The sequence below is a fragment of the Alistipes finegoldii DSM 17242 genome, from assembly GCF_000265365.1.
Classification (GTDB): domain Bacteria; phylum Bacteroidota; class Bacteroidia; order Bacteroidales; family Rikenellaceae; genus Alistipes; species Alistipes finegoldii.
Map to the genome: position 1 here is coordinate 534205 of NC_018011.1, position 25845 is coordinate 560049.

General features: G+C 52.9%; 20 protein-coding genes. 7 read left to right on the plus strand and 13 right to left on the minus strand.

Features of this window, described 5'->3' with window-relative positions; translation table 11 throughout:
* Positions 1-2: 2 nt before the first annotated feature.
* From ALFI_RS02340 to ALFI_RS02375, 6 genes are all read right to left on the minus strand, one after another.
* Complete coding sequence (locus ALFI_RS02340) at positions 3-254, minus strand: hypothetical protein (RefSeq protein WP_014774626.1); 252 nt, start codon at positions 252-254, stop codon at positions 3-5.
* A gap of 189 nt (positions 255-443) precedes the next feature.
* Positions 444-1856, minus strand: a complete 1413-nt coding sequence (locus ALFI_RS02345) for a replicative DNA helicase (RefSeq protein ID WP_014774627.1) — start codon at positions 1854-1856, stop codon at positions 444-446.
* Complete coding sequence (locus ALFI_RS02350) at positions 1828-2694, minus strand: DUF4373 domain-containing protein (RefSeq protein WP_014774628.1); 867 nt, start codon at positions 2692-2694, stop codon at positions 1828-1830. Before ALFI_RS02350 ends, ALFI_RS02345 begins: the two co-directional genes overlap by 29 nt.
* A gap of 527 nt (positions 2695-3221) precedes the next feature.
* Positions 3222-3581 (minus strand): helix-turn-helix domain-containing protein, encoded by a 360-nt coding sequence (locus ALFI_RS02365; RefSeq protein WP_014774630.1) that lies wholly within the window; start codon positions 3579-3581, stop codon positions 3222-3224.
* A 117-nt stretch (positions 3582-3698) separates the two neighbouring features.
* A complete protein-coding gene (locus tag ALFI_RS02370; RefSeq protein ID WP_014774631.1) occupies positions 3699-4499 on the minus strand; it encodes a hypothetical protein in 801 nt (266 codons plus the stop codon).
* A gap of 6 nt (positions 4500-4505) precedes the next feature.
* Positions 4506-5726 carry a site-specific integrase gene (locus ALFI_RS02375; protein WP_014774632.1) on the minus strand — a complete coding sequence of 407 codons (1221 nt, stop codon included), beginning with the start codon at positions 5724-5726 and terminating at the stop codon, positions 4506-4508.
* Positions 5727-6367: 641 nt separating this feature from the next.
* Between ALFI_RS02375 and trxA the strand changes: the two genes are divergently transcribed.
* The 3 genes from trxA to ALFI_RS02390 are packed head-to-tail and all read left to right on the plus strand — an operon-like array spanning position 6368 to position 7380.
* On the plus strand, positions 6368-6832 hold the full coding sequence (trxA, locus tag ALFI_RS02380; protein ID WP_009597773.1) for a thioredoxin: 465 nt from the start codon (positions 6368-6370) through the stop codon (positions 6830-6832).
* Positions 6833-6839: 7 nt separating this feature from the next.
* Positions 6840-7043, plus strand: coding sequence for a 4Fe-4S binding protein (locus ALFI_RS02385; RefSeq protein ID WP_014774633.1), 204 nt, complete (start codon positions 6840-6842; stop codon positions 7041-7043).
* Complete coding sequence (locus ALFI_RS02390) at positions 7027-7380, plus strand: MarR family transcriptional regulator (protein ID WP_014774634.1); 354 nt, start codon at positions 7027-7029, stop codon at positions 7378-7380. Before ALFI_RS02385 ends, ALFI_RS02390 begins: the two co-directional genes overlap by 17 nt.
* A 685-nt stretch (positions 7381-8065) precedes the next feature.
* Here ALFI_RS02390 and ALFI_RS02395 read toward each other — a convergent pair.
* The 7 genes from ALFI_RS02395 to ALFI_RS16820 form a co-directional block, all read right to left on the minus strand.
* Positions 8066-9814: a SusD/RagB family nutrient-binding outer membrane lipoprotein gene (locus ALFI_RS02395; protein WP_014774635.1), complete on the minus strand. Its 1749-nt coding sequence runs from the start codon at positions 9812-9814 to the stop codon at positions 8066-8068.
* Between the two features lie 19 nt (positions 9815-9833).
* A complete protein-coding gene (locus ALFI_RS02400; protein WP_018697414.1) occupies positions 9834-12866 on the minus strand; it encodes a SusC/RagA family TonB-linked outer membrane protein in 3033 nt (1010 codons plus the stop codon).
* 459 nt (positions 12867-13325) lie between these two features.
* Positions 13326-14066: a hypothetical protein gene (locus ALFI_RS02405; RefSeq protein ID WP_009599008.1), complete on the minus strand. Its 741-nt coding sequence runs from the start codon at positions 14064-14066 to the stop codon at positions 13326-13328.
* 310 nt (positions 14067-14376) lie between these two features.
* Positions 14377-15345 (minus strand): IS110 family RNA-guided transposase, encoded by a 969-nt coding sequence (locus ALFI_RS02410; protein WP_014774638.1) that lies wholly within the window; start codon positions 15343-15345, stop codon positions 14377-14379.
* 1584 nt (positions 15346-16929) lie between these two features.
* On the minus strand, positions 16930-18369 hold the full coding sequence (gene mobV, locus ALFI_RS02415) for a MobV family relaxase (RefSeq protein WP_014774640.1): 1440 nt from the start codon (positions 18367-18369) through the stop codon (positions 16930-16932).
* 379 nt (positions 18370-18748) lie between these two features.
* Positions 18749-19972, minus strand: coding sequence for a site-specific integrase (locus ALFI_RS02420; RefSeq protein ID WP_009599012.1), 1224 nt, complete (start codon positions 19970-19972; stop codon positions 18749-18751).
* A 468-nt stretch (positions 19973-20440) separates the two neighbouring features.
* Complete coding sequence (locus ALFI_RS16820) at positions 20441-20611, minus strand: hypothetical protein (RefSeq protein WP_155835626.1); 171 nt, start codon at positions 20609-20611, stop codon at positions 20441-20443.
* A 262-nt stretch (positions 20612-20873) separates the two neighbouring features.
* On the opposite strand from ALFI_RS16820, the gene ALFI_RS02425 reads away from it, so the two are divergent.
* From ALFI_RS02425 to ALFI_RS02440, 4 genes are all read left to right on the plus strand, one after another.
* On the plus strand, positions 20874-22475 hold the full coding sequence (locus ALFI_RS02425; RefSeq protein ID WP_014774641.1) for a thiamine pyrophosphate-dependent enzyme: 1602 nt from the start codon (positions 20874-20876) through the stop codon (positions 22473-22475).
* 81 nt (positions 22476-22556) lie between these two features.
* A complete protein-coding gene (locus ALFI_RS02430; RefSeq protein ID WP_014774642.1) occupies positions 22557-23141 on the plus strand; it encodes an indolepyruvate oxidoreductase subunit beta in 585 nt (194 codons plus the stop codon).
* Positions 23141-24454, plus strand: coding sequence for an aminotransferase class I/II-fold pyridoxal phosphate-dependent enzyme (locus ALFI_RS02435; protein ID WP_014774643.1), 1314 nt, complete (start codon positions 23141-23143; stop codon positions 24452-24454). The genes ALFI_RS02430 and ALFI_RS02435 overlap by 1 nt, the downstream gene beginning before the upstream one ends.
* 4 nt (positions 24455-24458) lie before the next feature.
* Positions 24459-25751: an acetyl-CoA hydrolase/transferase family protein gene (locus ALFI_RS02440; RefSeq protein ID WP_009597877.1), complete on the plus strand. Its 1293-nt coding sequence runs from the start codon at positions 24459-24461 to the stop codon at positions 25749-25751.
* The last annotated feature ends 94 nt before the right edge of the window (positions 25752-25845 follow it).

A 25845-nucleotide genomic window follows, 5' to 3' on the forward strand; every position in this document is an offset into this window, starting at 1 on the left:
TTCTACGCTTGTTTTTCCTGCTGTTTTGCCAGCCTCAACAACTTACGCGCTAATCTTTTGGCCTGCGCCGGGCTAAAATGCAGCATAGCGCAGTCGCTCTGTATGAAATCCGTGTCATAATCACTGACATCGGAGACGTACAGAATAATTTCGTCGTCGCCCTTGCGCATACCGTGGCAGTCGATAATCGTGGTGGTTGTACGGCCGAGAATTAGCCCAATGCCGTGTTGGTTGTCGATCTTAATTGCTTTCATAATCTTTTCGTTTAAATGGTTGTTATCGTCGTTTTATCGCCGTTTTCGGTCAGTCTTTGTAAACTCGTCCCGCAAAGGCGGGTAAAACATACGTTTTTTCATCTCCTGTTTCTGAATTTTCGATTTTCTTTCGTGTTGTGGGTACTTGTTCCACCCATGAAATTTCATGCGCTCAAATCGCGCATTACGTCAAAACGGCTCGGCCTCCCCGATTGCGTCCGCCGTATTCTCGTAGTCGGTTATCCGGGTCAGGCTCTCGTTATGTCGAAAACAAATGCACCCTATCTCCCCCTCGCGGTTTTTTGAGATGTGCAGTAACCCGACCCCCTCAGCCGGAATAATCCCGTAGCGTCCTGCGTCGATCTCGGTTTGGCCATACATTGCTGGCCGATCGAGGAATGCGACGATGTCGGCGTCCTGCTCGATGGCTCCCGACTCGCGCAAGTCCGACAATAGCGGCCTTTTGTCCAACCTGTCCTCAACCTTGCGGGACAACTGCGACAACAGGATAACCGGGATATTGAGTTCCTTGGCCAGCAGTTTGGCCGAACGGCTGGCGGCGGCGACCTCACGCTCGCGAGTGTTGTTCGGGTTACGGCTTGACGTATCGAGCAGTTGCAGGTAGTCGATAATGACCATCCCGCACCGTCCCCGGCGGCGCATCGCCTTGCATTGCGAGCGTATAGCCCCAATAGTGAGATTTGCCCGGTCGTTGAGGTAAACAGGCATTGCAGAAAGCTTCGCGCCGGCCTTCTCGATCTTCGTCCAGCCCGAAGCGTCAACATTACCGGTGCGGAACTCTCCCGAACTTACACCCGAACTGCCGACAAGCATTCGCCCGGTCAACTGTTCCACGCACATTTCCAGCGAATAGACACACACCGGAACGCCTGACACGGCCGCAGCACGGGCAAAATGTAGCATCATAGCGCTCTTCCCCGTTCCCGGACGTCCAGCCAGCACCACGAGCTGCCCGCCACGCCAGCCGCCTGTAAGAGCGTCGAGCCGCTGCAACCCGGTAGGAATGCCGATGCACTGGCCGGCCTGCCTTTCTTGTTGCCGCAGCTCCAAATTGTCAATAGTTGCCCGAACAGCGTCAGACAGCGGTATTAGGTCGCTCACGCGGGCTGTTGTGGACACTAATGCCGCAATCTGATTTGTGACCAATTCGCATATCTCCTCGGCGGAATTCGTTCCGGCGCTGGATTTGGCTGCGATTTCATAACTCAGCATGATAAGACGGCGCCGGGCTTCTATGTCTGCGAGCTGCCGAGCATGATCCAAAACGTTGACGGCCGACCCTATCGAGTTGGTCAACTCAACCAAGTATCGGACCATCTCCCGCCCCTTGAGTTCCGGATGCTGCGAAAGCATACAAAGATCAATTTTATTGCCCTGCTCCAACATTGAGAGCATCGCGCCGTAAATTTTGCCATTGTTTGGGTCAGAAAAGGCCGAAATTCCGACGATCTCCGTCACGTCGGATAATTGATCCGGTTCGAGAATTAAAGCGCCTAAAACGGCCCTTTCGAGTTCGGGCGATTCCGGAAGCCCCTCAACAGGGGCCGGACGGTTATAGGAAATTTGTTTTTCGCGTTTCATGGGGCGTTTGTTTTTGGGGTGTGGTTTGATCGTGGCGGCGTAGCCAATTCGAAGCTGTCAAGTAGGCCGATCTATTTCTTCGTATCAACGGCTCGTAATTGTGCATTGCCTGTAATACCTCGCATATTTGCTCGGTCGGATATTTGTCTTTCAACTTTTGGTACTGCTCCTCGGTCATCGGTTCTTTCATCTTTGCAACCCGCGGGGCGCTGTTTGTTATCCACTTCTGAAATTTCAAAAAAGATTCGGAGTATTTATGGGGCGCGGGGGCGGAGCCTCCCGCATTCATACCTTCGGTGCTATTATCGGCGCTCGTATCGTCCCCCTTATAACCCCCTTTACTATCCTCTACTATACTTTCCTTTACTTTACTTTCCTTTACTTTAGGAAACCCCGGTAAAACCCCTGTAGAATCTTGGCAAAACTCTGGCATATCCTCCGTATTACCGGAGTTTTGCACCGGTAAAACCCCTGTAGAATCTTGTTCTGTATTTCGTCGCCTGTTTCGTTCAGTCATTAACGGGGCAAGGCGTTTGCGGTGAGACGGAGAGTATAGTTTATTACCGTCAAGGCACAGAAGTCCGATTTTCACGAGGTAATTGACGATTTCGTCCAATAATTCAACCGTTACACCATAATCCGCTGCGAGTAGGTCGATGATTACATCGTCCCACACGATTTCGAAGAAATCGCTATCTGTAAGAGTTTCAAGCAAATAATTCCATACGGCATACCCCGTGTGCGAAAATTTACGGCGAACAGCTTTTATCTTCAAATCGTCGCGCATATTGGCGTCATGCGAAAAATATTCCGCATTATTTTTTCTTGGTCTTGCCATAGCGCTATTGCATTTCGGATTTTAACACACGTAAAGCTTCGATTACATCATCCACCATATCGGGGGATAAGATGATGAGACTTTGCATCTCAATTGGTATGTCGTCGTCGCATTCCTCGCGCAATGTGATACCGCCGTTTGAATTGATGAAGATTTCAACCGCATTTATTCCTTTGAACTTATCATCATTGGACCATACATAAAAGCTCTTGTTAATCATTCCGCACCTCCTTCCGGATAAAATACCTTTTAAACCTACTGCCGTGCTCGCTGGGCACCCACTCGTCGAGGATGGAAATACCCTTTGCCCTCAGATAGCGTATGCAGCTCCGAGGATCGGATAACCTCAACACGGCCGAAATGTCAGCGACGGAATATTTTTTGCCCGACTGGAGTAAATTATAGACCCTTTTCTGATGGAAAGCCAAAGATTTTTGCGTATCTTTGCTGACAGGGACATCAGGGGTTGCCGCTGCGTGCTCATATCGAGTGCCGGCGGCGATCTTCATTTGATCCATACCCCTGATCTATTGATGGTTATTCGCTGATTGGGCAATACGCAACGCGGCGGCTGTCCGCTTATCCTCCGGGCGCGTGGTGCGCGCTTCGATCCACGCAAGAAGCTCTTTTTTCGAGAACACGATTCGGCGTCCAAATTTCTTGTACGGGATTGTATCTTTGTAGACGTGACTATAGAGCGTAGCACGTGTGGTGGGTATGCCCTGCTCGGTTAGGAACCGTGCGGCATCCTCGACAGTCATTCCGTCGGTTTCGACGGGTTCGTTCTTGCGCCGGAAGTCGGCAAGTTTAGGAAGAATGGCCGACACTTCGTCGGCGACGATTTCGCGTAACTGCGCGGGAGTGGTGACGATAACGGTGTTATCCATAGCATCGTGAAGTTTTAAAAATTGAACACTTGCCCGCGTCCGGGCGTTAGTGATCGATCACGATGCAAAGGAGCAAACAAAAAGGGCGTCGGACTAAACGTCGGACGTCCTAAATTTTCATTTCAACCCTATTTTTTTTAGCCATTCGTCGGCGGCCTCTTTTGCAGTCGATCCGGGGTCTTTATAAGCTACAGTATCTTTGGGTTTGGCTTCTATATTTCCGCCTGTGACTGCTTCAACAAAGGCAGCAAGGGTTGTTTTATCCATACGTGCTTGGAGTTTCAATTCATCAATCAACCCCCAAACTGCAGCTATTCGATGGGTACGTGGAATGGTTTGATATTTGCTGTTTTTTTCTAATTCATCATTACTATTGTTTTGCTCATACCTTTTTAAAACATTATGAAACAATAATAATTCTTTCGGAATATCTAGTTTAATATCCTTACCACCTATATTTAGATCAGTGCATATGTCAAGAATATCAATACCGAATAATATTGGTTGGATAAGTGATATGCGCACAAATCCCCTTAAGTCATTAGGATATTGCAATAAGTAATTTCCCATTGTTGTACGTGTTGGCCGTTCTGTCCACTCCTTCCAATACAAATTTAAACTTAACATCCGTTCATAGATTCGAACCAATCTTTTAGAGATGCGTTTGAGTAGAAAAATTCCCCCTTCACGGTTTGAAGAACTTAATATAATTTCCAATTCTTGAGTAATATCTTTATAAACGGGCTTCTTACGCGATAAATTATCATCATCGGGTGTGTAAAACTCATCCCGATAAGTTTTTTTTAGACGCCCCCCTGTAAGTAAAAAATCATCATACGACATATCACCGGCATCGCACTCTACGATTGTATATACGATGGTCTCAATCTGATCTAACCATTTGAATAACTTATTCATCTTGATTTAAAATTTCGTTAATATTTCCGCATTCTTTACCCGTTCTTCTCGCTCAAAGCTGGCAAGATAGTTTTCCGTTGTTTTGAGGTCCTGATGCCCCAGCGATTCGGAGATATAGGCAATGTTTGCGCCTGCTCGCTTCAACACTGTGGCGAATGAATGACGGGCCGTATAGGTCGAGATATTGCCGATACCGAGCTTTTCGCCTACCTCCTTCATGCGCTTATTGATCGCACGGGTTATGTATAGCGTTTTCATCTTTCGCCGCATTGCGTCCTCCGTGCCGTCAAGGACCGAGAAAATGAAGTTATCATGCCGGGGAGGGTTGCCCCAGCGGTCGATGATCGCCTGCATCCGCTCCGTGACAACTACCCGGATTTCCTTGCGGGTCTTGGTCGTGCGTTCGGTCTTTTGCCGGACAAAGCATATTTCGCCGTTCACAATATCCCGGTATCTCAACTTCACAAAATCCGCAACGTTAATCCCGTTGCACAAGTAGAGGAACAGCCAATAATCGCGGTATTTGGCCGTTGCCTCGGTTCCGTCCTCATAGTTGGCTATCTGTCCGATTTGCTCCAGCGTAAGGGCCAGTTTTCGCCCTTCTCCGGCTTGTATCTCATACCGCCCTTTACCGAACGGATATTGCGTGTCTTTGATCGTCCCTAACCGTTTTGCTTCATTGAGAATAGCTCGGAGGTGGCGCAAGTGAATCGCAATTGTTGTCTGCGTCTTGCCCTCTTTCCGCAGAAAATCGGCATACTTCCCCAGCCACGACACCGTGACCGCCTCGAAGCGGATACGCGACCCGGAAAACCGTTCCAAGCCTTTCAGTACATTATCATAAACAAGCATACTACCGACGCGTCCGGCCTTTTTAAGTTCTTCGATTTTACCCCGAAACATCGCATTTACCGTATCGGACGCCGCACCCTTCAAACGATTATTAAGGGCATCGAGCGAGAACCCGCCGGCCCCTGCCAAATCCTCAACAGCCGCCCGCACGATCTGATAGCTGCTTTCGATGTCTTTGCGAATCGCCACAAGTGCACGGACCTTTGTAGTCGGCAGTATTTCCCATTCCTCCGGCGATAAATCCTTTCCGGTCGGATAATAGTTCCGCACTCGATTGTAGGTAACACGGATTTTTACGGGGCACTTACCGGACTTTTTCGGGTGCGCGGTATCAAACATTGCGGCAACCGTTACGCCGTCTTTCGAGTAGTTCATTTTGTGTATAAATTTTAATTTGCGGTACACAATTTACACACAAATATACATAATTAAATCAAATCACCAAAAACAAATCAAGATAAAATGACTATATTTACCACTGAAATACAGTGATTTGCAAAATAAAATCAAAATCGCTAAAAATAGCCAAAAATAGCCGAATTACGACTACGGATCAGAAGGTTACAGGTTTGAGTCCTGTCGGTGTCACAAGGAAAGAGAGTCCAAAAGGCTCTCTTTCTTGCATTTAAAGAGCCGGTGAAAAATGCGGCGTACTTCTTCGAGTCTCGGTTTAGAGCGATTTCCGTATCGAAATCGGGCATTTGTTTAAACCGATATGTAAACCGAAATCGATCTTCCCACTCCACCGTTCCCTATATATTCAGCCCCCAAGACTAAGGCCGCCTCATAGGACAGACAGGCGCAGGCATGCACTCTATACGAACCGACCGGATGATAGATTCAGCCGCAATCCGGAGCTGGAGGCGATTTCCGGTTTTATTTTTGCATAGCCACGGGAAACAAACGTATTTTTACTTCCCTTGATTTATTTTCCATTGGAAATTTATTTTATTGGAAAATATATCATATCTTTGTATCGTTATCAAGATAAGAAAAGATAAAATACCATACGGACCATGAAGAAACTATTAGTGACAGCCGCCTGCATCCTGACGTTCGCAGCCGGGGCCGACGGCCAGACAGACAACAAGAATGACAACACAAAACAAACGAATACCATGAAAACGATCGCATTGACCAAAGCCGACTTTCTGACGAAAGTCGCCAATTACGAAACCAATCCCACCGAGTGGAAGTACCTCGGCGACAAACCCGCCCTCGTCGATTTCTACGCTTCGTGGTGCGGCCCCTGCAAAGCCCTTGCACCCGTACTGGAGGAACTTGCAGCGGAATACGGGGAGAGCATCTACATCTACAAGATCAACACCGAAGAGGAGCAGGAACTGGCTGCCGCATTCGGCATCCGCTCGATTCCGACGCTGCTGTTCATCCCCAAAGACGGCAAGCCCCAGATGGCGCAGGGCGCCCTGCCCAAGGCTTCGCTGAAAGAGGCGATCGACAAGGTGCTCCTCAATAAATAAGCGGGCTATGGCGCTTACGATCGACGAACTCCGCTGTCCCCAGAACCACCGCTGTCCGCTGATTCCGGTCTGCCCCGTCGGAGCGATCTCACAACAGGGAGACGGGCTTCCGGCAATCGACCCGCAGAAGTGTATCGAATGCGGAAAATGTATCAGGCACTGCGGCAGGCAGGCCGTTCACAAAAAGCCGGAGTATGGACAGACTGTGTAGAATACGCGACCTGCAGCGGGCCGTACACCAGTTCGAAGCGAATCTGGAGCGGCTGTACGGAATCTGCCTGAACGAAGGCATGACCCTGTGCAGTCTCTCGAAGGCCGGAAGGCTCTCCTGCGGAGAGTTGAGCGACCTGCTGGGGCTGACCCCTTCGAACATGTCGAAAGTGCTCCGCTCGGTCGAAGAAAAGGAATTCGTAAGGCGGGAGCTGGGAACCGCAGACAAACGCCAGATGTATTTCTCGCTGACCGACCGAGGGCGGCAGCTGCTGGCATCGATCGACTGCAGAAAGATCGAAACGCCCGACCCCATTACCGCCCTGCTTCAAAAGTAACTGACGCATCAAACAACAACCCCGTCCGGAATCCGGACGGGGTTGCTTATTTTAATAAATCAGTTGATAAATATATCAATCTGACAAACAGACTTTTAAGAAGATTTTACAGGGGTTTTAGTAACGATTTGGAGAATGTGCGAAATTCGCTACTTTGCGTAATCATCTTGTCAAATAACCCTTGTCAAAAACAAAGGTAGGAATTTTCTTTGAACTTGCAAAAATATTCGATTTAAGTGCTAAATACAAAACGAAGGCACGAGGTTATGAGCCTCGTACCTTCTTCCCTTTTATTTCTTGTTACCGTGTTAGATGGCTTTGATGACGAATGGGCAATAAGATTAAAATGGTTTTCTGCAAATTACGAAAAATAATTGGTATATAGCCTATTTTCCGGTAATAAAAATGTAGCGACGGTGTTTCACAACTCTGTCGCTACCGCTACAACTAAAACAAGTTTTTAACCTTAATTTTTATCTTCATTACAAATGAATACAAAATAGTTGATATTTGCAAATCATCTGTCCGTTTCCGGTACGAGCCATTCGGGGGCATGAAAAAATGGTATGCCGCATGATAGTGGTCGGAAATGCGCCGGAGCCCGATTCGGATGTGTCGGATGGAAAAAAGGACTCCGTCGTATAACGACGGAGTCCCGGTTTATGAGTGAAACGGATCGGCGGGGTTAGAAATTGCCTTTGTCCTTGCGGTCCCACCACAGACGGGTGCCACCGGTGTCGCCGTCGCCTTTCACTTCGGAAGATTCAGCCTTCAGCAGCTGGATGGCATTGTTCACCTCGACGGTGTTGGAGCTCAGTTCCGTTTCGTTGTACAGCAGGCGGCGCGGGCCGAGCTGCGTGTCGATGATCGAGGGGGCCAGATTTTGCTTCGGACGGAAGAGTTTGGGGTAGCCCGTGCGGCGGTAATCGGCCCACGCTTCGGTCGAGAGCGGGAAGTTGGCGATCCATTTCTGGGTGATGATGCGTTCGAGCTTTTCTTCATTCGAAGCGCCTTCGTCCCACTTCACCGTGATACTGGTGGTCGGATCGGAGTTGTATTCCGGCTTCCACGGGTCCGTATAACCCTCAGGTGAGGAGGTATCGTCGTTGATGTAGCTGCTGATAGCCGCATCGTCGATAGCCGCCCAGTCGGGGGCCGTCAGTTTCTTCTCGGTCCATGCTGCCGCGGCGTCGGACTGTCGGTAGCTCTTCTGGTTGCGGATGGAAACCTCGATACCCTTTTCATAGAGTTCCTTTACGCTCTGCTGCCCGGCGTCGGTCCAGCGAAGTTTGGCTTCGGCGCGCAGGAACCAGCCTTCGGCGGCGAACATGATGGGCTGCGGCGTCGCATATCCGCCGGCCAGAAACGAGTAGTAGACGCGCTGGTTGTCGTTGCCGCCGTTCTTATTGCCCAATTCGCAGCCTACGGGAACTCCGATGTATTGCGCTCCCTTGCGGATCAGGATGTCGCTTTCGTTGTATATGTCCTCGTTGTTCTGGTCTTTCTCGCCTGTCGGTTCGGCGGTCTCCTTGACCAGATGGCGGACGTTGGTGGTGAAATAGAGCGGGCGGCGCGGGTCGTTGTAGCCGTTCATGAACGCTACGATCGACGAACCGATGCCCGAATCCAGCCAGTCCATCATGCGGCGCAGTTCGTTCGAGTAGGACTTGTTGATAAGGATGTCCTTGTCTTCGAGGACTCCGGCCTGAATGGCTTCCTTGGCGTATTTTTCAGCATCGACGGGGTTTACCTTGACGATGCGCAGCGCCATGCGCAGCTTGAGCTGGTTGGCGATCTTCTTCCAGAGCGTGCGGTCGCCGTTGCACCAGCAGTCGAACGATGCGAGACCTGCGGTCTCCGTATCCAGTCCTTCGAGCGCTTTGTCCAGCTGTGCGAATATCGCCTTGTAGATATCTTCCTGTTTGTCGTAGGCGTAGCTGCTGGGGCGTTCGGCCAGTTCGTCCGCTGCGAGGACCGACGAATAGGGAACCGGGCCGTAGGTGTCGGTATACTGGAGCAGGTTATACGCTTCGACGATGCGGGCTACGGCTGCGAAGTCATGCTGTCCGGCGGCGTCGCACTGTTTGATCAGCCGGCGGGTGTTGTTGAATATTTTCTGCATGAAGTTCTCGTGCATGCCGCCGCAGAACCCGCGGGCGAGGTCGTAACGCGCCATCGTCCAGTTGCTGTGCGGCACCTCGAAATAACCGCCGTAGTTGTCGATCGACAACGAGGTCCAGTACTGGAACAGGTTCTGGTGGGTGGGGTAACTGAACGAGAGGGGAGTGGAGAACTGCGCTTCGAACGGCAGTTCTTCGGGGTCGATCTCGTAGGGATTGGTGTTCAGCTCTTCGAAATCTCCCGTACAACTTCCCAACAGTGCGAGGGGAAGCGCCATTGCGGTAACGTTTCTAAGAATATTCTTGAGTTTCATAATGTGTAAACGCTTTTGATTAGAAATTCAGTTTCACGTTCAGACCGAAGCTGCGCGTGGTCGGCAGGTTGAAGACATCGAAGCCTTGCAGGCCGTTGCCCGTACCCATCGACACGTCGGGATCCATCGGGGCGTCTTTGTAGAAGAAGAAAAGGTTGCGGGCGATGAACGCAAGGGTCAGGTTCTTCGACTGGCCGAACAGGTTACGGAAAGTGTAGCCCAGCGAAATCTCGCGCATACGGACGTTGGTCGCGTCGTATACGTAATCCTCGACGTTGTAGACCGAGTTGAAGCTTGTCGCGCCCACCACGTCGTAGTAAGCCTTGACGTTCGAGAATTTGATGCCCTCGCGCATCACGTAGCCGCGGTCGCGCGCCCGGCCCGTGCGTTCCGATACGCCGTATCCGTCGAGTGTGGCCTCGGTCATCGAAACGACCTTGCCGCCGATGCGGAAGTCGATGAGCATGCTCAGTGTCAGGTCCTTGTAGCGGAACGTGTTGTTCCAGCCCATGTTCCACTTCGAGTTCATGTTGCCCATGTATTTCAGGTCGGAATTCTGCTCGCCGCCGTTTACGGGGATCTGGTAGTCGGCGCCTTCGGGGGTTTCCGTCACCAGTTTGCCGCTCTCGTCGCGTTTGAGCGTGCGGACGTAGAGGTCGCCATACTGGCCGCCTTCATAGAGGATCACTTTGGCGCCGCCCAAGTTGGAGACCGTTACGCCGTCTTGGATACCGTCGAAAAGCTCGATGATCTTGTTGTCGTTGTACGAGAGATTCAGATCGGTGGACCATGTGAATTCATTGCCGAAGTCTTGGAACCAGCCGGCCGTCAGTTCGAAGCCTTGGTTCTGGACGTTGCCCGCATTGACGAACTGCGATTTGTAACCGCTCTCCCACGGCAGCGTCACCTCGAAGTACTGGTTCTTGGTGTTGGTCTTGTAATAGGTGGCGTTTACGTGCAGACGGTGCTGGAAGAACTCTCCGTCGAAACCGACCTCGAACGAGTGGGTCTTTTCGGGTTTCAGCGTGCGGAACGGCACCGATTTGGGCGGGTTGATGGCGCCTTGGTCGCCGTAGGTATAGCGCGGATTGGTCTTGTAGACGGGGACGTCGTTGCCGACGATGGAGTACGAACCGCGGAATTTGAACAGGTCGATATTCCGGCCCATGTCCACGAAACGGTTGAGCAGAAGGCTGGCGCCCACCGAAGGATAGAAGAACGAGTAGCCGTCGGTGTAAGCGAGGGCCGACGACCAGTCGTTACGGGCCGTCACGTCGAGGAAGAGCGCCTCTTTGAAGCCGAACGTGACAGCTCCGAAGACCGAGTTGAGCCGTTTGCGCTCCAGTCCCATGGTCGTGCCGTTCTTGTAGAAATTCGACGGGTTGAAGATGTTGGGATAGTAGGCGCCGCCGTTGCCCGGAGCGACGAACTTGCTCTGCTCGTAGAGCAGGCTCACGTTGTTCGAACGTGTCTGCATCATGCTGGTGCCGAGGGTGGCGTTGAGCGAGAAATCGTCCCACGTATGGTTGTACTGGGCGAGCAGGTCCGCATAGAGCTGTTCGCTGAAGTAGCGGTTGTCGTCCATTTTGCCGTAGGTGTATTTATTGCCGTAGGACGACGCGTAGTGGTTGCGTACGTAGTGTTCGTCGGCGCGCTCGTAGCGCATGCGGCCCGTGAGCGAAAGTCCGTCGATGATCTGGTATTTGATCGATCCGCCGAATTCGTAGCGGTTGCGTTCGACGACGGGGCGTTCGCGGTTGAGCAGCCAGTAGGGGTTGCTGTTGGTCTCGTCGGTGGTAGTCACCCAGTTCTGGACGTTGGCGTTGAGCTCGCCGTTGTAGGTCTCGAAGTTGCTTTTGTAGCCGTTCCAGTCGCCGCCGCGCGGGAAGGTGTAGGTGCCGACGAGCGGGTTGAAGACGAAACCGCCGGCCGGCTGGTTCGAGATGTGCTGGTTCACGTATTTGGCGTTGAAATCGACCTTGATGTGGTCGTTGAAAAGGTCGAAACCGACTTTGGCGTTGAGCGTGTGTTGCGAGTAGTCGTTTTCAGGGGTGATGCCGCCGGATGTTACGTTGCCGTAGGAGAAGTAGGCTCGCAGGTCTTCGGCGCCGCCGTTGATCGAGATCGAGTTGTTGGTCGTCCAGCCCGTACGGAAGAACTTCTCGGCGTAATCGGGAGCCTTCGACGCGAGTTTGTCGCCCCAACTGTATTGGCCGTTCGCCCCGTATGTGTTCTGGAATTCGGGCAGCGAGAGCGGGGTGTCAATGGTCGTGTTGCTCGATACGTTCACCGCCAGACGCCCTGCCATGGCCGATTTGGTCGTGATCATGATGGCGCCGTTGGCGGCTACCGCACCGTAGAGGGCGGCGGCCGACGCGCCTTTCAGCAGGGAGATCGAGGCGATGTCGTCGGGGTTGATCGTAGACATGGCGTCGCCGCCGTCGCGCTGGGCGCCCCAGTTGCTGTCGACCTGATCGGACGTGATGTTCATCATCAGGGGGACGCCGTCGACGACGACCAGCGGCTGGTTCGAGCCGTTGATCGACTTGTTACCGCGGAAGAGTATTTTCGACGATCCGCCCGCGCCCGTCGAGTTCGGGGTAATCTGCAGACCGGCGGCCTTGCCCTGCAGCGCGTTGATCATATTGACCGACTTGATGTCGGCCACGTCATCGCCGCCGACCGTTTCGGCAGCATAGGAGAGTGTTTTCGACTGACGTTCGATACCCATGGCAGTCACTACGACTGCGTTCAGCTGGTTGGCGGTCGTCGTCATCAGGATGTCCAGTGTCGTCTGACCTGTGTAGGTCACCTCGTAGGGGTCGTATCCTACGTAGGTTACTTGCAGTACGTCGCCGGGCTGCAACCCTTCCAGACGGAATTTGCCGTCCATGTCGGTTGTCGTTCCGCGCGTCGTGTTCTTCACAATCACCGTTGCTCCGAGAAGCGGCCCGGAGTCGTCTTTGATCAGGCCTTCAAGGGTGCTGCCCCCCCCCTCCTGCGCGTAGGAACGCAGAGCGGTAGCCGGCGCAATGAGGCAAAAGGACGTCATCAGAGCAAAGCAGATGAAAAGTGCTCGGTTGGTTAATTTCCTCATAAATAAGTGGGTTTTAGTTGAACAAGAGTAAAGATTCCGGAGTGACGCCGTATCTTTGGTTTGATAGAAAAAGCAGTGTTATAGCGGCATATTTTAATGTTAAAAAGTAGTGTTATGAAATCAAAGATAAATATATTTTAATTAAATATCAAATTATATATTAAAAAATAATACGTGAAGTTCAGTATGTCCATAATGATATTTCGATTGTTTATTTCACTATAAATATATTGAATTTCAGCAAAATACACAAATGTCTTTGTATAAATTTTACGCATGATTTATTCGTGTTATGTTAAAAATATTAACGGACGTTATACGGATAATCATATTTGCAAATTATTCTCGTTGTTATATTGAAAACCATCTCCGCTAATTGGTGAGGAGTACTCTGCGTTTTCCGATGGTTTACGCCTAACTTTTTACGCTTCGTGTCGGCACGAATTTCTTTCGACTGATCCTCGTCCTCGGTTTTTTGGCTATGGGCTGGATTTCGGCAGACACTTCGGCTTTAGGCTTCCGCCCCCGCCTTTTTGGAGGCACTACCTGCAGGCAGTCTATGGCTTTCAGCCGCTCGTATTCCTCGCGCAACTCGTCGATGATCCGTCGGTTGTTGCTTGCAATACAATCGCGCAGGAGTTTTACATCTTCGCGGCTGAATCCGTAATGTTTAATCGTTTCGCGCGTCAGTTCGAAGGGCGCGTTTTCCAGAACCGCCCGACGGCACAGGTAAGCCAACAAATGCGGATATTCCGTTACGAAAATTTCTACCGTCAGCTCCTTGCGGCTCGTAGCGCAGAAACGCTCCTCCCCGTTGAAAGGGTTCTCCATCAATTCCCATTCGGGAAACTTCGTGGCCCATTGCTCGCGAAAAAAATAGGCATTGAAATTAACCCGGAAAGAATCGATGCGGCTGTCGAAGTTTTCGTAATTGTCGTTAAACTCCGCAACTGAAAATGTCTTTTCGTCGGGATGGCTTTCTTCATCGTCCAGCGTAATCCAAAATACCGATTTCGGAGCACCGCACAAGATTGCATAGACAAAATGCGCCTTCTTTTTCAGATCATCGAAAAATTGCCGGATGTCGCTTTTGCGGATGTCGCAATCCAAACAGTCTTGAAGCAGATTCCCCAGCGTATAGGATTTTTGTGGCATGGTTCAGTAGTTATGGGTTTATAGAACAATTCTTAAACGTACGCAAAGGTTATAGGCACTTCGAGAATACAAAATAAAGGGACGACCGAATTGTAATTGCAATAAAATAACGATTGTCTGTTAACTAATCGTGGTTGGTCATCCCTTTTTCTATTAAAAAGACAATGCCAAATACGTTAGGCGATGGTTGTGTGACAGTGATGATGTAAGTCCGTATCGAGTTTCGGCATTGCATTTAACAAATATCTTAAATTACGAACTATATTAAAAAATGCGGAAAAAGAGTAATAATATCGGAGAATGGTTCCTACTAAGGTCTGTTGGAGACGAATCCGTCGATATACTCTTTATCGTGCGCGACAACAGCAAAAGCCTGCCTGATGAGCTTGTTTGCGACAGCGATCATAGCGAGTTTTCCCGATTTTCCGTTTTGCCTGAGCCTCGTATAGGTCTCTTTGCATTGGGCATTGAACCTACTGGCAGGCCAAGCGGCGATATAGAGAAGTCCTCTAGTGTATGCGTCTCCGTTTCGGTTGATATGCCCTTTGATGTTTACCGAAGTTCCGGACTGTTCGTAAGTGGGACAAATTCCGAGATACCGGGACACCTGCTTGGCATTTTGGAAGTAGGTAAAGCCTCCAGTAGTGATGATGAGCGCCGTGGCAAGCGTTATGCCTATCCCTTTGATGGTCGTCAGCAGCGCGAGTTGTCGGCTGAACTCCACTTCGACAAGATCCGTGAGTTCCGCCTGGAGCCTGTCACGCTTCTTTTCAAGGAACTTGATAGTTTCGTCTACGGTATGAGTTGCACCTTTGTCCGGGACAGGCAGACATGCAAGAGAGCCACGAAGGTTCGACATGGCGGTAATCTGCTTAGTAAGTTGGCGAATGACGGTTCTTTTCTGTCGGAGCCGCAGGATGGCCTCTCCCTGTACCTTGAAAGGACGCGGGTTCATCTTCTCTCCGTACAAGGTAATGAGTCGTGCATCGCTCTTATCGGTCTTGACCGTAGAGAGCAAGGCTTTGGCGAAGTTCTTTACCTTCAGCGGATTCTCCATGCTGACAGTAATTCCGGCGACATTGAGCATATACAGCAGCAAGGCGCTGTAATTCCCTGTCGCCTCCATAACACAGTGGATACTGCCGTCTTTGGGGAGAGTCCCGATAAACTGTCTGATACCAGCGGTCGTGTTGTTAAAAGTACGGATCTCCCCGCCTTTGTCGGAGGAGTAAGCTACCACGAATGTAGCCTTGCTCACGTCGATTCCAATGTACCTCATGGCCGTTCATTTTTTGGTTTTAACGACATCGCTTACATCTTGGTCCTTCATTGCGAATACGGGCTCAGACACCTTACGAACTATCCGGATTCTGATGTAAAGAGTATGGGGTCAGAACATAATTCCCGGTTTAGAAAACCAATGAGAGATCGGACTTATTCCATACTCTGATGTCTTAACTATTCAAATTTAATTAACTAATTACAAATATACAATTGTGAGAATACAAAATATATCGTAAAAAAACAGGTGCGGAAACAGTAAAGTCAGTAGTGGGAAAATATGAAGCTAAGATTCGAGTATCCCGCACCCGTTATCGTAAAATTGAAGTATCGAAAAAGAGGGGCGGTAACGGACTGGTACGCCTCACACCACGATAAACGAAAAAGAGCATCCTTCGGCTTATCGTTTCCGTCCGCCCCTCGGCTTCCGAAACGCGAGCCTATGGAGGCAGGAGATTTCGGAAGCATTGTTACAGAAGAAGCAGGAACCGCAACGGACTTACTTGACATGATAGCTACATCACTTCCCTTGTCACTCTCTTTTTTAGCGGTTCCTGCATGATGAAAAACGGGTGCGGGACTGTCGATGAAAAAAATAGTGACGCAACTTCGACATGAAGAATTCCAATGTCCCGCACCCAGTTCGGAGAACGGCCCGCCGTTACCAGATTTAGGTGCCTTTAAAGCGGGATTATTATCGACGGCGAGCGTTCTCGTTACAGCGAATGACGGCGCCCCACCCCGCACCAACCGAGGGTCGGCGGAACGTGATTCTTTCCGATTGGGAGTATATGGCCGTAACATCGTATTATTAAGGGTTCGTTATTAAAATCCTCGTTCCGGCCTAAACACATAAAAAAGCACGGAACGCAGGTACAGCCCCAACGGTCGGCCTTGCGAGCCTTGGATTGGTAACTGCCCTTACGCCCGTGCCCGCCCACGGCACAAAGCCGCAGGCATGACAAGGGTTTCAGACAAATTTTACACCAATCCTAAAACCTATTATATCGCTATAATAGTCGCAAGTTTACCGCTGGTATAAAGGTTGTCCTAACCTTATGAATATGTTACGGCTATGGCGCCGTTTTCATCCGCAAAGGTAACATATCTTTTTCAATTTTAGTTATGCGACCCGACTGATGCCATAAAAGAATGACGAAACGTGAACCCGGCTCTGAAGAACCCCGCTGTCCTTTACAAGAAAGGTATGCGGCTTGCGTTACTTACGCTGCGTAGGTCGTAGGAAACCCGTCTGACTTCGTAACACAAGAGGCCCACGCCCGTCAGGTGTAGTTGCCTTAAATGTACTGCCCCGTCAAGGCGTGGTACGACCCGACAAGGACTCTCTTGTTGCCGCAGACTGTAAATTTCCTACGTTTACGCAAACAGCAACGCGATTCACGCCTTTACAGCGGATCGCTTGTCCCAAAGGTAGCACAAAAAATTCGAATCCGCAATATGTTGCGGGCACTTTTTGTGCCGTAGGGTTTATGCCGCCCGAATAGCCCATGTTCTGGCTTTAACGGAATACGCCGTCCTAAAACAACAACGGGACGGCCTTTTGGTTCCGTCCCGCTCGTGGTTACATCTTCATCCCGCGCCTTTGCTCCGTTTGTTCGATGTCAATTCCTATCCGCTCGTAAAACTCCTTTCGTTGCTGTCTGAACCACTCGTCGCAGTCCTTTCCGTTTATGGTGAACTGGAACCCGCTCGGCCCGTCCTTGTCGGGTTTGAATTGGAGAATGACATCGTTCGCCCGAAACGTATGATTATACCTTATCGAATGCAGCTCGCCCGTATATCTGTAAGGTTGCATCGTAAACAACGCTTTGGTCCGCTCCTTGTCCAACCCGACATCCTTGCAGTAATTTTCCCATTTCAACAGCCCCTTTACATAGGGACACAACTCATCGACACGCATCAAGGCTTTTATGACTTGTTGTGCTTCCTGTTTAAGGTTGGCCACCTCTTTATCGTGTCCGGCCTGCATGGTCTTGATCTCTTGTTGCAGTTGCCCGATGCACTTATCCTTGTCGGCAATTACCCCTTGCAAATCTGCAATCTGTTTTTCATACCTCGCGGGCTTGGGGTCGTGGAACAACGCTCCGATCCTTTCTACGGCTTTCGTCGTGGCATTCACGGCCACGCCTTTGAGTTTGTCGGTCTTGATCTCCCGCCGCGTCTGTGCCAACTCCGTTTCGGCTTTTGCCAGTTCTTCTTTCTTCTTCCGCCGCTGTTCGTCGATAGCGTTGCAGTCTGTCTGTGCGGCTCGTTGCTGTGCTTGGAGTGCGGCAATATCTACCGTGAGCGTCTTTTGCTGTTCTTTCAGATTCTCGATCTGTTCGGCCATTTCATTTTTCCGGACGAACACCTCGCGGTAATACTGCTGCGTGGAAATATGTTTTGCTTCCGATCCCTCGACGCCGCGTTGCAGTCCGTATTTGGCCATCGCTTCGGCATAGGTGGTCTGGTAGGCTTTGAGTTTGTCCCGTGCCATCACATCGTCGGCACATAGACGCGGGCGGTCTTTCTTAGTGCGATAGGTTCTCTTTCCGCTTTGGGCGTTCTTCTCCCGCTCCAGCTTGGCCTTTCTGCGTTCGCCCCGTGTGATCGGCACGACGGTCGCGTGTATATGTGGTGTTTTCTCGTCCAGATGCAGGACTGCCGACACAACGTTTTCCTTTCCGAAGGTCTTTTGCAGCCAGCCGCAGGAATCCTTGGCCCAAGCATCCAACTGTCCGGCCTGCCGGATACGCTTCATATCTTCGGGGCTTCCGGAGAGCATGACACGCAACGCCCTTACTTGGTTCTTTCCGATCTTGCGTTCCAGTCCTGCATTGTCCAGCCGGTGCTGGATCGCTTCGGTACGGTTGGTAACTCCTTTGGGGAACTCTACTAATTCTTCGTTCAGGTAGGTAAGTGTCGTTATGACGTTGGCGGGTGTTATTCTCCGCTCGACGTGTCCCGACATGGCGGCGTCCGTTCCGGCTGCCTTCTCGATATGCAATACGACATAGCCCATAGCGGTATAGTTTCAGGTGGTTTGGATAATCTGTTCTCGGCGGCATCGGAGCGAAGCGGATAAGGATTCGGAGTTGTCCCGGCCGTCCGGCTTGCGGAGTTGCCGCCGCAAGGGGTGTCCAGAGGGGCGCCGCCCCTTTGGCCTAATGGGGCATTTTCAGCGTTGCGGAGCAATGCGGAAAGAAAATGCCCTAATAGGCTATGCCTTTTGTAAAAAGGCGCGGGCGCGAAGCGGCCGATGGGTGGGCGACGGTGCCGCCGTCATGTCCGTCAGCAGGGGAAGCCGATGAAAGCGAACCGACGGCCCGGAAGCCCGTGCCCCTGTGCGCCCGGAGGGATCCTCCGTAAATCCCGAAGGGCGCACAAGGGCGGAAGGGCTGTTACTCCGCCAGACGGTATTTGTCGCCGAGGCGTTCGGTGAGCGCCGACATGTCGCGGCTTATCTTTTCATTGGTGATCTTCGCGTAGATTTGGGTGGTCTTGATGTTCGTATGCCCCAACAGGCAGCTGACGGTTTCGATAGGCATACCCTGCGAGAGCGTGATGGTTGTGGCGAAGGTATGCCGCGCCATGTGGAAGGTCAGTTTGTTTTTAATGCCGCATTGCTTGCCGATCTCGCGCAGGATGTCGTTGCAATGGCAGTTGCACGGCATATAAAAGACATGGTTGTCGAGCCGCTGATCCGCGTATTTCTCGATGATGCGTTTGGGAATATCCAGCAGGCGGATACGGCTTTCGGTATTGGTTTTCTTACGTCGCGTGATGATCCACAGGTTACCGTCGAACATAGTTTGAAGGTTGTCCGTGGTCAGCCCTTTCACGTCGGCATAAGCCAGCCCCGTGAAGATGGAGAAGACGAACAGATCGCGGATGCGGGCATGCGCCTTGTTGGCCGTTTTATAGTTCATCACGGCCTTGATCTCCTCTTGCGAGAGATAACCCCTGTCCACGCTTTCGGGAGAGTTGATATAGCCCGAAAACGGGTTGAACGGCAGGCGCCCGTCGTTGCGGGCAATGGCGACGATATGTTTCAAGACGATCATGTAGCCCCACACGGTATTTGTGCGGCATTTCTTCTCCGTGCGCAGGAAATACTCGAAATCGTTGATAAAGGTAAGGTTCAGTTCTTTCAGCGGGATGTCCTCCCGGTGGTAGGTATGGGCGAGGAACTCCCGCACGCGCTTACACACGCAGCAGTACTTTTTCCATGTGGCGACCTCACGGTTGAAACCCACCTTTTTCCGGTATTCGACATTGTGCTGTTCGAAGAGTTTCAACAGCGTTTCCTGCTTTACTCCGATACCGAGGTAGGCATCCCGCAGTTTGGCGGCCGTGACATAGCCGTCCGACTGCATCAACTCCTGATAGCGGCGGTTCACCTCGACGCGGATTTTATCGACGGCAAGATTGATTTGCATGGCCTCGACGCTCTTGCCCGTCGCCCGGCCGTTCTTGACATCCCATAAACGCGGAGGAACGTCCATTTTGCAACTGAATTGTTTGACCTCGCCATCTACTGTAAGACGGCACATCAAAGGCAGATCGCCGTTGGGGCGGGCGCTGCCTTTCTTCACGTAAAATAAGACCCGAAACGTGCTTCGCATAATAAACCCGATTTTTGGTTACAAAGTTAATACCTGTCGGGCCGTTTGTCAAGATGTAAAATTGTGCAAAACACAGAAAAAGAATGTGTTACGCTTCAATAGCGAAGTAAATTCCGCGTAATGATCTGGTAACGATTCTTTGTCGGCGATAGGCTGTAAAACCGTATCGAACCAATTTCCGCATAACGCAAATTAACGCGCTATTAATTACAAGCCAACACTTTACACCTCTCGTTGCGCTATCCTGCTAATCCGCTGAAAGTTTATTTTAATATTCTTTAATCGTGAAAATATTCATATATCTCGTCGTAGTAATCTTCGTATAGGTTTTGAGGGGCGCCATATATTCGCTCATCCTTGGACCATTCGAATTCCCGTAATTGTCGCCGGGGTTCCTCAGCACGGTAAATAATCAGACGACGATTGTAGTCGAGTTCTTTTATATCGGTTACTGGGCGTGACGAGTCATTATTTATCCATGGATTTTCTTGCACGACCGGAGTAGACTGGTTGTAATAATATACGATCAAACACATAATGCAAAAAAAATAAAAATCCACCTACCAACAATCCTAGACATCCTACCAACCGCTTTCTCGGCAGTTCTATACCAAAATCATCATCCTTCATTTTCGCCATACTTATCAGTCTTTTTTTACGAAAATAAGAAATATATGACAATGCAGAAATATATGTTACGCAAAATAGCGAATTTCGCACATTCTCCAAATCGTTACCGTGACCTCTGAAAATCCTCTTAAAGTCTGTTTGTCAGATTGGTATTCTTATCAACTGATTTATTAAAATAAATATCAATCATTTTACAACTTTTTATTATCAATTCTGGCATTTTAATTGAAAATTTCTTAGATTTGTAGAAACTGGATAACACCACGATCTTATGGCGCAACGGGAACTACTACTCGGAGACGAAGCCCTCGCACTGGGCGCGCTCCACGCCGGACTGTCGGGCGTCTATGCCTATCCGGGCACGCCCTCGACCGAAATAACCGAATTCATTCAGGGTCATCCGCTCACCGCCGAGCGCGGCGTGCACTGCACTTGGTCGGCCAATGAAAAGACCGCCATGGAGGAGGCCCTCGGCATGTCGTTCGCCGGAAAACGGGCGCTGGTCTGCATGAAGCACGTGGGCATGAACGTCGCCGCCGACGCATTCGTCAATTCGGCGATGACCGGCGCCAACGGCGGGCTGGTCGTGGTCGCGGCCGACGACCCTTCGATGCACTCGTCGCAGAATGAGCAGGACTCGCGCTTTTACGGCCAGTTCGCCCTCGTGCCGACCTTCGAACCTTCGAACCAGCAGGAGACCTACGACATGGTGCAGGCGGCCTTCGACTTCTCGGAGAAATACCGTATTCCCGTACTGATGCGTCTGACAACCCGCATGGCCCATTCGCGGGCCGTGGTCGAAGTCGCCGGCGTCCGCGCCGAGAACGAACGCTCCTACCCCGCCCAAACGCGCCAGTGGGTGCTGATGCCGGGCAATTCGCGCGTAAGGTACAACACGCTGCTCGACGACTACGCCCGGTTCGAGACCGAAGCCGCAGAGAGCCGGTTCAACCGCTATACGGACGCCCCCGACAAATCGGTCGGCATCATCGCCTGCGGCATCGCCCACAACTACCTCGCGGAGAATTATCCCGGCGGCTGTCCGCATCCCGTGCTGAAAATTTCGCAGTATCCGCTTCCGGCCTCACTCGTGCGCCGCATGGCGTCGGAGTGCGGTTCGCTGCTCATCATCGAAGAGGGACAACCCGTCGTCGAGCAGGCCGTGCGCGGTATCCTGCCCGCACCGCTCGATATTCGCGGCCGCATGACGGGCCAGCTGCCCCGCACCGGAGAACTCACGCCCGACAGCGTGCGCGCCGCACTGGGACTCGCGCCGCACGCCACGCACGCGGCCAGCCAAATCGTCGTGCCGCGTCCGCCGGCCCTGTGTCAGGGCTGCGGCCACAGGGACGTCTACACGGCTTTGAAAGAGATTGCGGACGAACACGAAAACGCCAAGGTATTCAGCGACATAGGCTGTTATACGCTGGGCTGGCTGGCTCCGTTCCACGCCATCGACACCTGCGTCGATATGGGCGCTTCGATCACGATGGCCAAAGGAGCCGCCGACGCGGGCGTATATCCGTCGATCGCCGTCATCGGCGACTCGACCTTCACCCATTCGGGCATGACGGGACTGCTGGACGCCGTAAACGAGCGCAGCAACATCACGGTCATCATCTCGGACAACCTGACGACGGGCATGACCGGCGGACAGGATTCGGCCGGCACGGGCCGTCTGGAGCAGATATGCGCCGGCATCGGCGTCGATCCGGCCCATATCCGCGTCGTGGTGCCCCTTCCCAAGAACCGGGAAGAGATGAAAGCCATGCTCCGCGAGGAGATCGCCTACGACGGGGTTTCGGTCGTCATCCCCCGCCGCGAGTGCATCCAGACCGCCAAACGCCACAACGCCGCCAAACAGAAACAATAGGGCCGACGGCACTGACGGCGGCAAACACGCGACCGGAAAAAACGCGGCAACGAACACCAACCAGCAAACAACGGAACACTTATGAAAAAGGACATCATACTTTCGGGCGTGGGAGGACAGGGCATCCTCTCGATCGCCACCGTCATCGGCAAAGCGGCCCTCGACGCAGGCCTCAGCATCAAGCAGGCCGAAGTCCACGGCATGAGCCAGCGCGGCGGCGACGTACAGTCGAACCTGCGCATCGCGTCGGGCGAAATCGCTTCGGACCTCATTGCGCGGGGCGTCGCCGACATCATCATTTCGCTCGAACCGATGGAAGCCCTGCGCTACCTGCCGTGGCTTTCGAAGGAGGGGTGGGTAATCACCAACACCGCGCCGCTGATCAATATCCCGAACTATCCCGAAGCGGAAGCCCTCCGGCGCGAACTCGACGCACTGCCGCACGTCGTGGCGCTCGACGTGGACGCCATTGCCAAGAGCGCGGCATCGCCCCGCGCCGCCAACATCGTACTGCTGGGCGCAGCGGCGCCGTTTCTGGGCATCGACGCCGAGAAGCTCGAAGCCGGCATCCGCGCCATCTTCGCCCGCAAAGGCCAAGAGATCGTAGAGATGAACCTCGCGGCGTTCCGCGCAGGATACCAATACGCACAAAAACAGACCGAATAATGGAACGGCTTCCACTCGACCGCTCTGTGCTCGACTCCGCGCTGGAGCGCATGGACATCGCCGACATCGCGCAGGCGACCATCCGCCAGTCGGGCGACATCGCCCGCATACTGGAAAACGAAACGGGAACGGAATTCCTGCACCTCGAAATGGGCGTTCCGGGACTCCCGCCCGAACAGGTCGGCGTCGAAGCCGAATGCAAAGCCCTCCGGCAGGGCGTGGCGTCGCAGTACCCCAGCATGTCCGGCATTCCGGAACTGAAGGAGCAGGCTTCGCGTTTCATCCGCGCGTTCCTCGACATCGGCGTCGCACCGCAGGGCTGCATTCCGACCGTCGGTTCGATGCAGGGCAGTTTCACGCTGTTCCTGCTCTGCTCGCAGCTGGACCCGAAGAAGAACAAAATCCTCTTCATCGACCCCGGATTCCCCGTACAGCGCAATCAGGTGCATATCCTCAATATCCCGCACGCTTCGTTCGACATCTACGAGTACCGCGCCGAAAAGCTGGGTCCCAAGCTGGAAAGCTACCTCACGCAGGGCGACGTGGCGGCCATCGTCTACTCCAACCCCAACAATCCGGCATGGATCTGCCTCACGGAAGAGGAGCTGCGCACCGTCGGCGAACTGGCGAGCAGGTACGACGCCATCGTCATCGAGGATCTGGCCTACCTCTGCATGGACTTCCGCAAACCGCTGGGACGGCCTTTCGAAGCGCCCTATCAGTCCAGCGTCGCCCGTTATACGCAGAATTATATCCTGATGATCTCCGGGTCGAAGATATTCAGCTACGCCGGACAGCGCATCGCCGTCGCGGCGATCTCCGACACGCTCTACACCCGCCAGTATCCCGCGCTCCGGGAGCGTTACGGCATGGCCCGTCTGGGCGACGCCTATGTGCTGACGATACTCTATGCGGCATCGTCGGGCACGAGCCATTCAGCCCAGTACGCCCTCGCGGCCATGTTCCGCGCCGCGGCCGACGGCCGGCTGGATTTCGTGGCCGAAACGTCGGAATACGCACGCCGCGCACGGCTGACCAAGGAGCTGTTCCTGCGCCACGGTTTCCGCATCGTCTACGACAAGGATCAGGACGAGGCGGTAAGCGACGGATTCTTCTACACGGTCGGCTACGGCGATCTGACCAGCTCGGAGCTGCTGAGCGAACTGCTGCTCTACGGCATCTGCGCCATTTCGCTCACCACGACCGGCAGCCGCCAGCCGGGCATCCGCGTCTGCGTCTCGCAGCTCAACCGCCCCGAACAGTTCGACCTCTTGGAAGCCAGACTAACCGCCTTCGGGCAAAACCACCGATAAGCCTATGCAATTCACGACAGCCGCCGAAGCCGCAAAGCTCATCCGATCGCACAGCAGCGTCTACATTCAGGGCAGCACCTCGATTCCCGAAGTGCTGGTCCAAGCCATGACCGACCGTGCCGATGAACTCACCGACGTAAAGATCTACTCCGGATTCGCCGTCGGACGGGCCGATGCCCCCTATTGCAGGCCCGAATACAAAGACACGTTCCTCGTAAACAGCCTTTTCGTCGCCAACAACATCCGCCGCTGGCTGGCCGCAGGTTACGGCCAGTCGATCCCGGCTTTTCTGGGTGAGATTCCGGGGCTTTTCCGCGACGGCACGCTGCCTGTCGACGTGGCGATCCTCAACCTTTCGCGCCCCAACGAGGAGGGTTACTGCTCGTTCGGCGTATCGGCCGATCTGGCCGTTTCGGCCGTGGAGTGCGCTAAGACGGTCATCGCACAGGTCAATACGGCCATGCCGTTCTCTTACGGCGACGCCGTGATTCATCTTTCGCGCGTGGCGGCGGCCGTCGAGGTCGACGATCCGCTGGTCGAGGTCCCCTCAGCGACACCCTCCGAAATCGAAAGCAGGATCGGCGGCTACATCGCCGAACTGATCCCCGACGGCGCCACGCTTCAGATCGGCGTGGGCGGCATTCCCAACGCCGTACTGGCGGCTCTCACGGGCCACAAGCACCTCGGCCTGCACACCGAAGCGATGACCGACGGGGTCCTGCCGCTCTTGGAAAGCGGCGTAATCGACAATTCGCTGAAAAAGGTCATGCCCGGCACGACCGTCGCGTCGCTGGCCCTCGGCTCGCGCCGTCTGTACGATTATATGGATTACCGCAAAGACCTCTTGATGAAAGACGTGGCGTGGACCAACGATCCGTTCCGCATCCGCGAAAATCCCCGCGTCATGGCGATCAATTCGGCCGTCGAGGTGGATCTCACGGGACAGGTGTGCGCCGACTCGGTCGGAGAACGCATTATCTCAGGCGTGGGCGGTCAGCACGACTTCATGTACGGCGGTGCGCTCTCGGAGGGCGGCAAAACCTTCATCGCCATCCCCTCGACCACCCCGAAGGGCGAATCGAAGATCAAAGCGCTGCTGACGCCCGGCGCGGGCGTCGTCACGACCCGCCACATGGTCCAGCACGTGGTCACCGAATACGGCGTAGCGCACCTGAGAGGCCGCAACCTCGCCGAGCGCGCCCGTGCGCTGATCTCCGTCGCCCACCCCTCGGTGCGCGAAGAGCTGGAAAAAGCCGCCTGCGAACGCTTCGGTTACACGTTCCTGCGGATTAAGTAAATGCACGGAGACAGCAACAGTACGGGCCGCACTTTACAGCTGCGGCCCGTATTGTGTTCAGCGGTCTCCTGTCGTGCAGTTCCCGGCCCGAAAA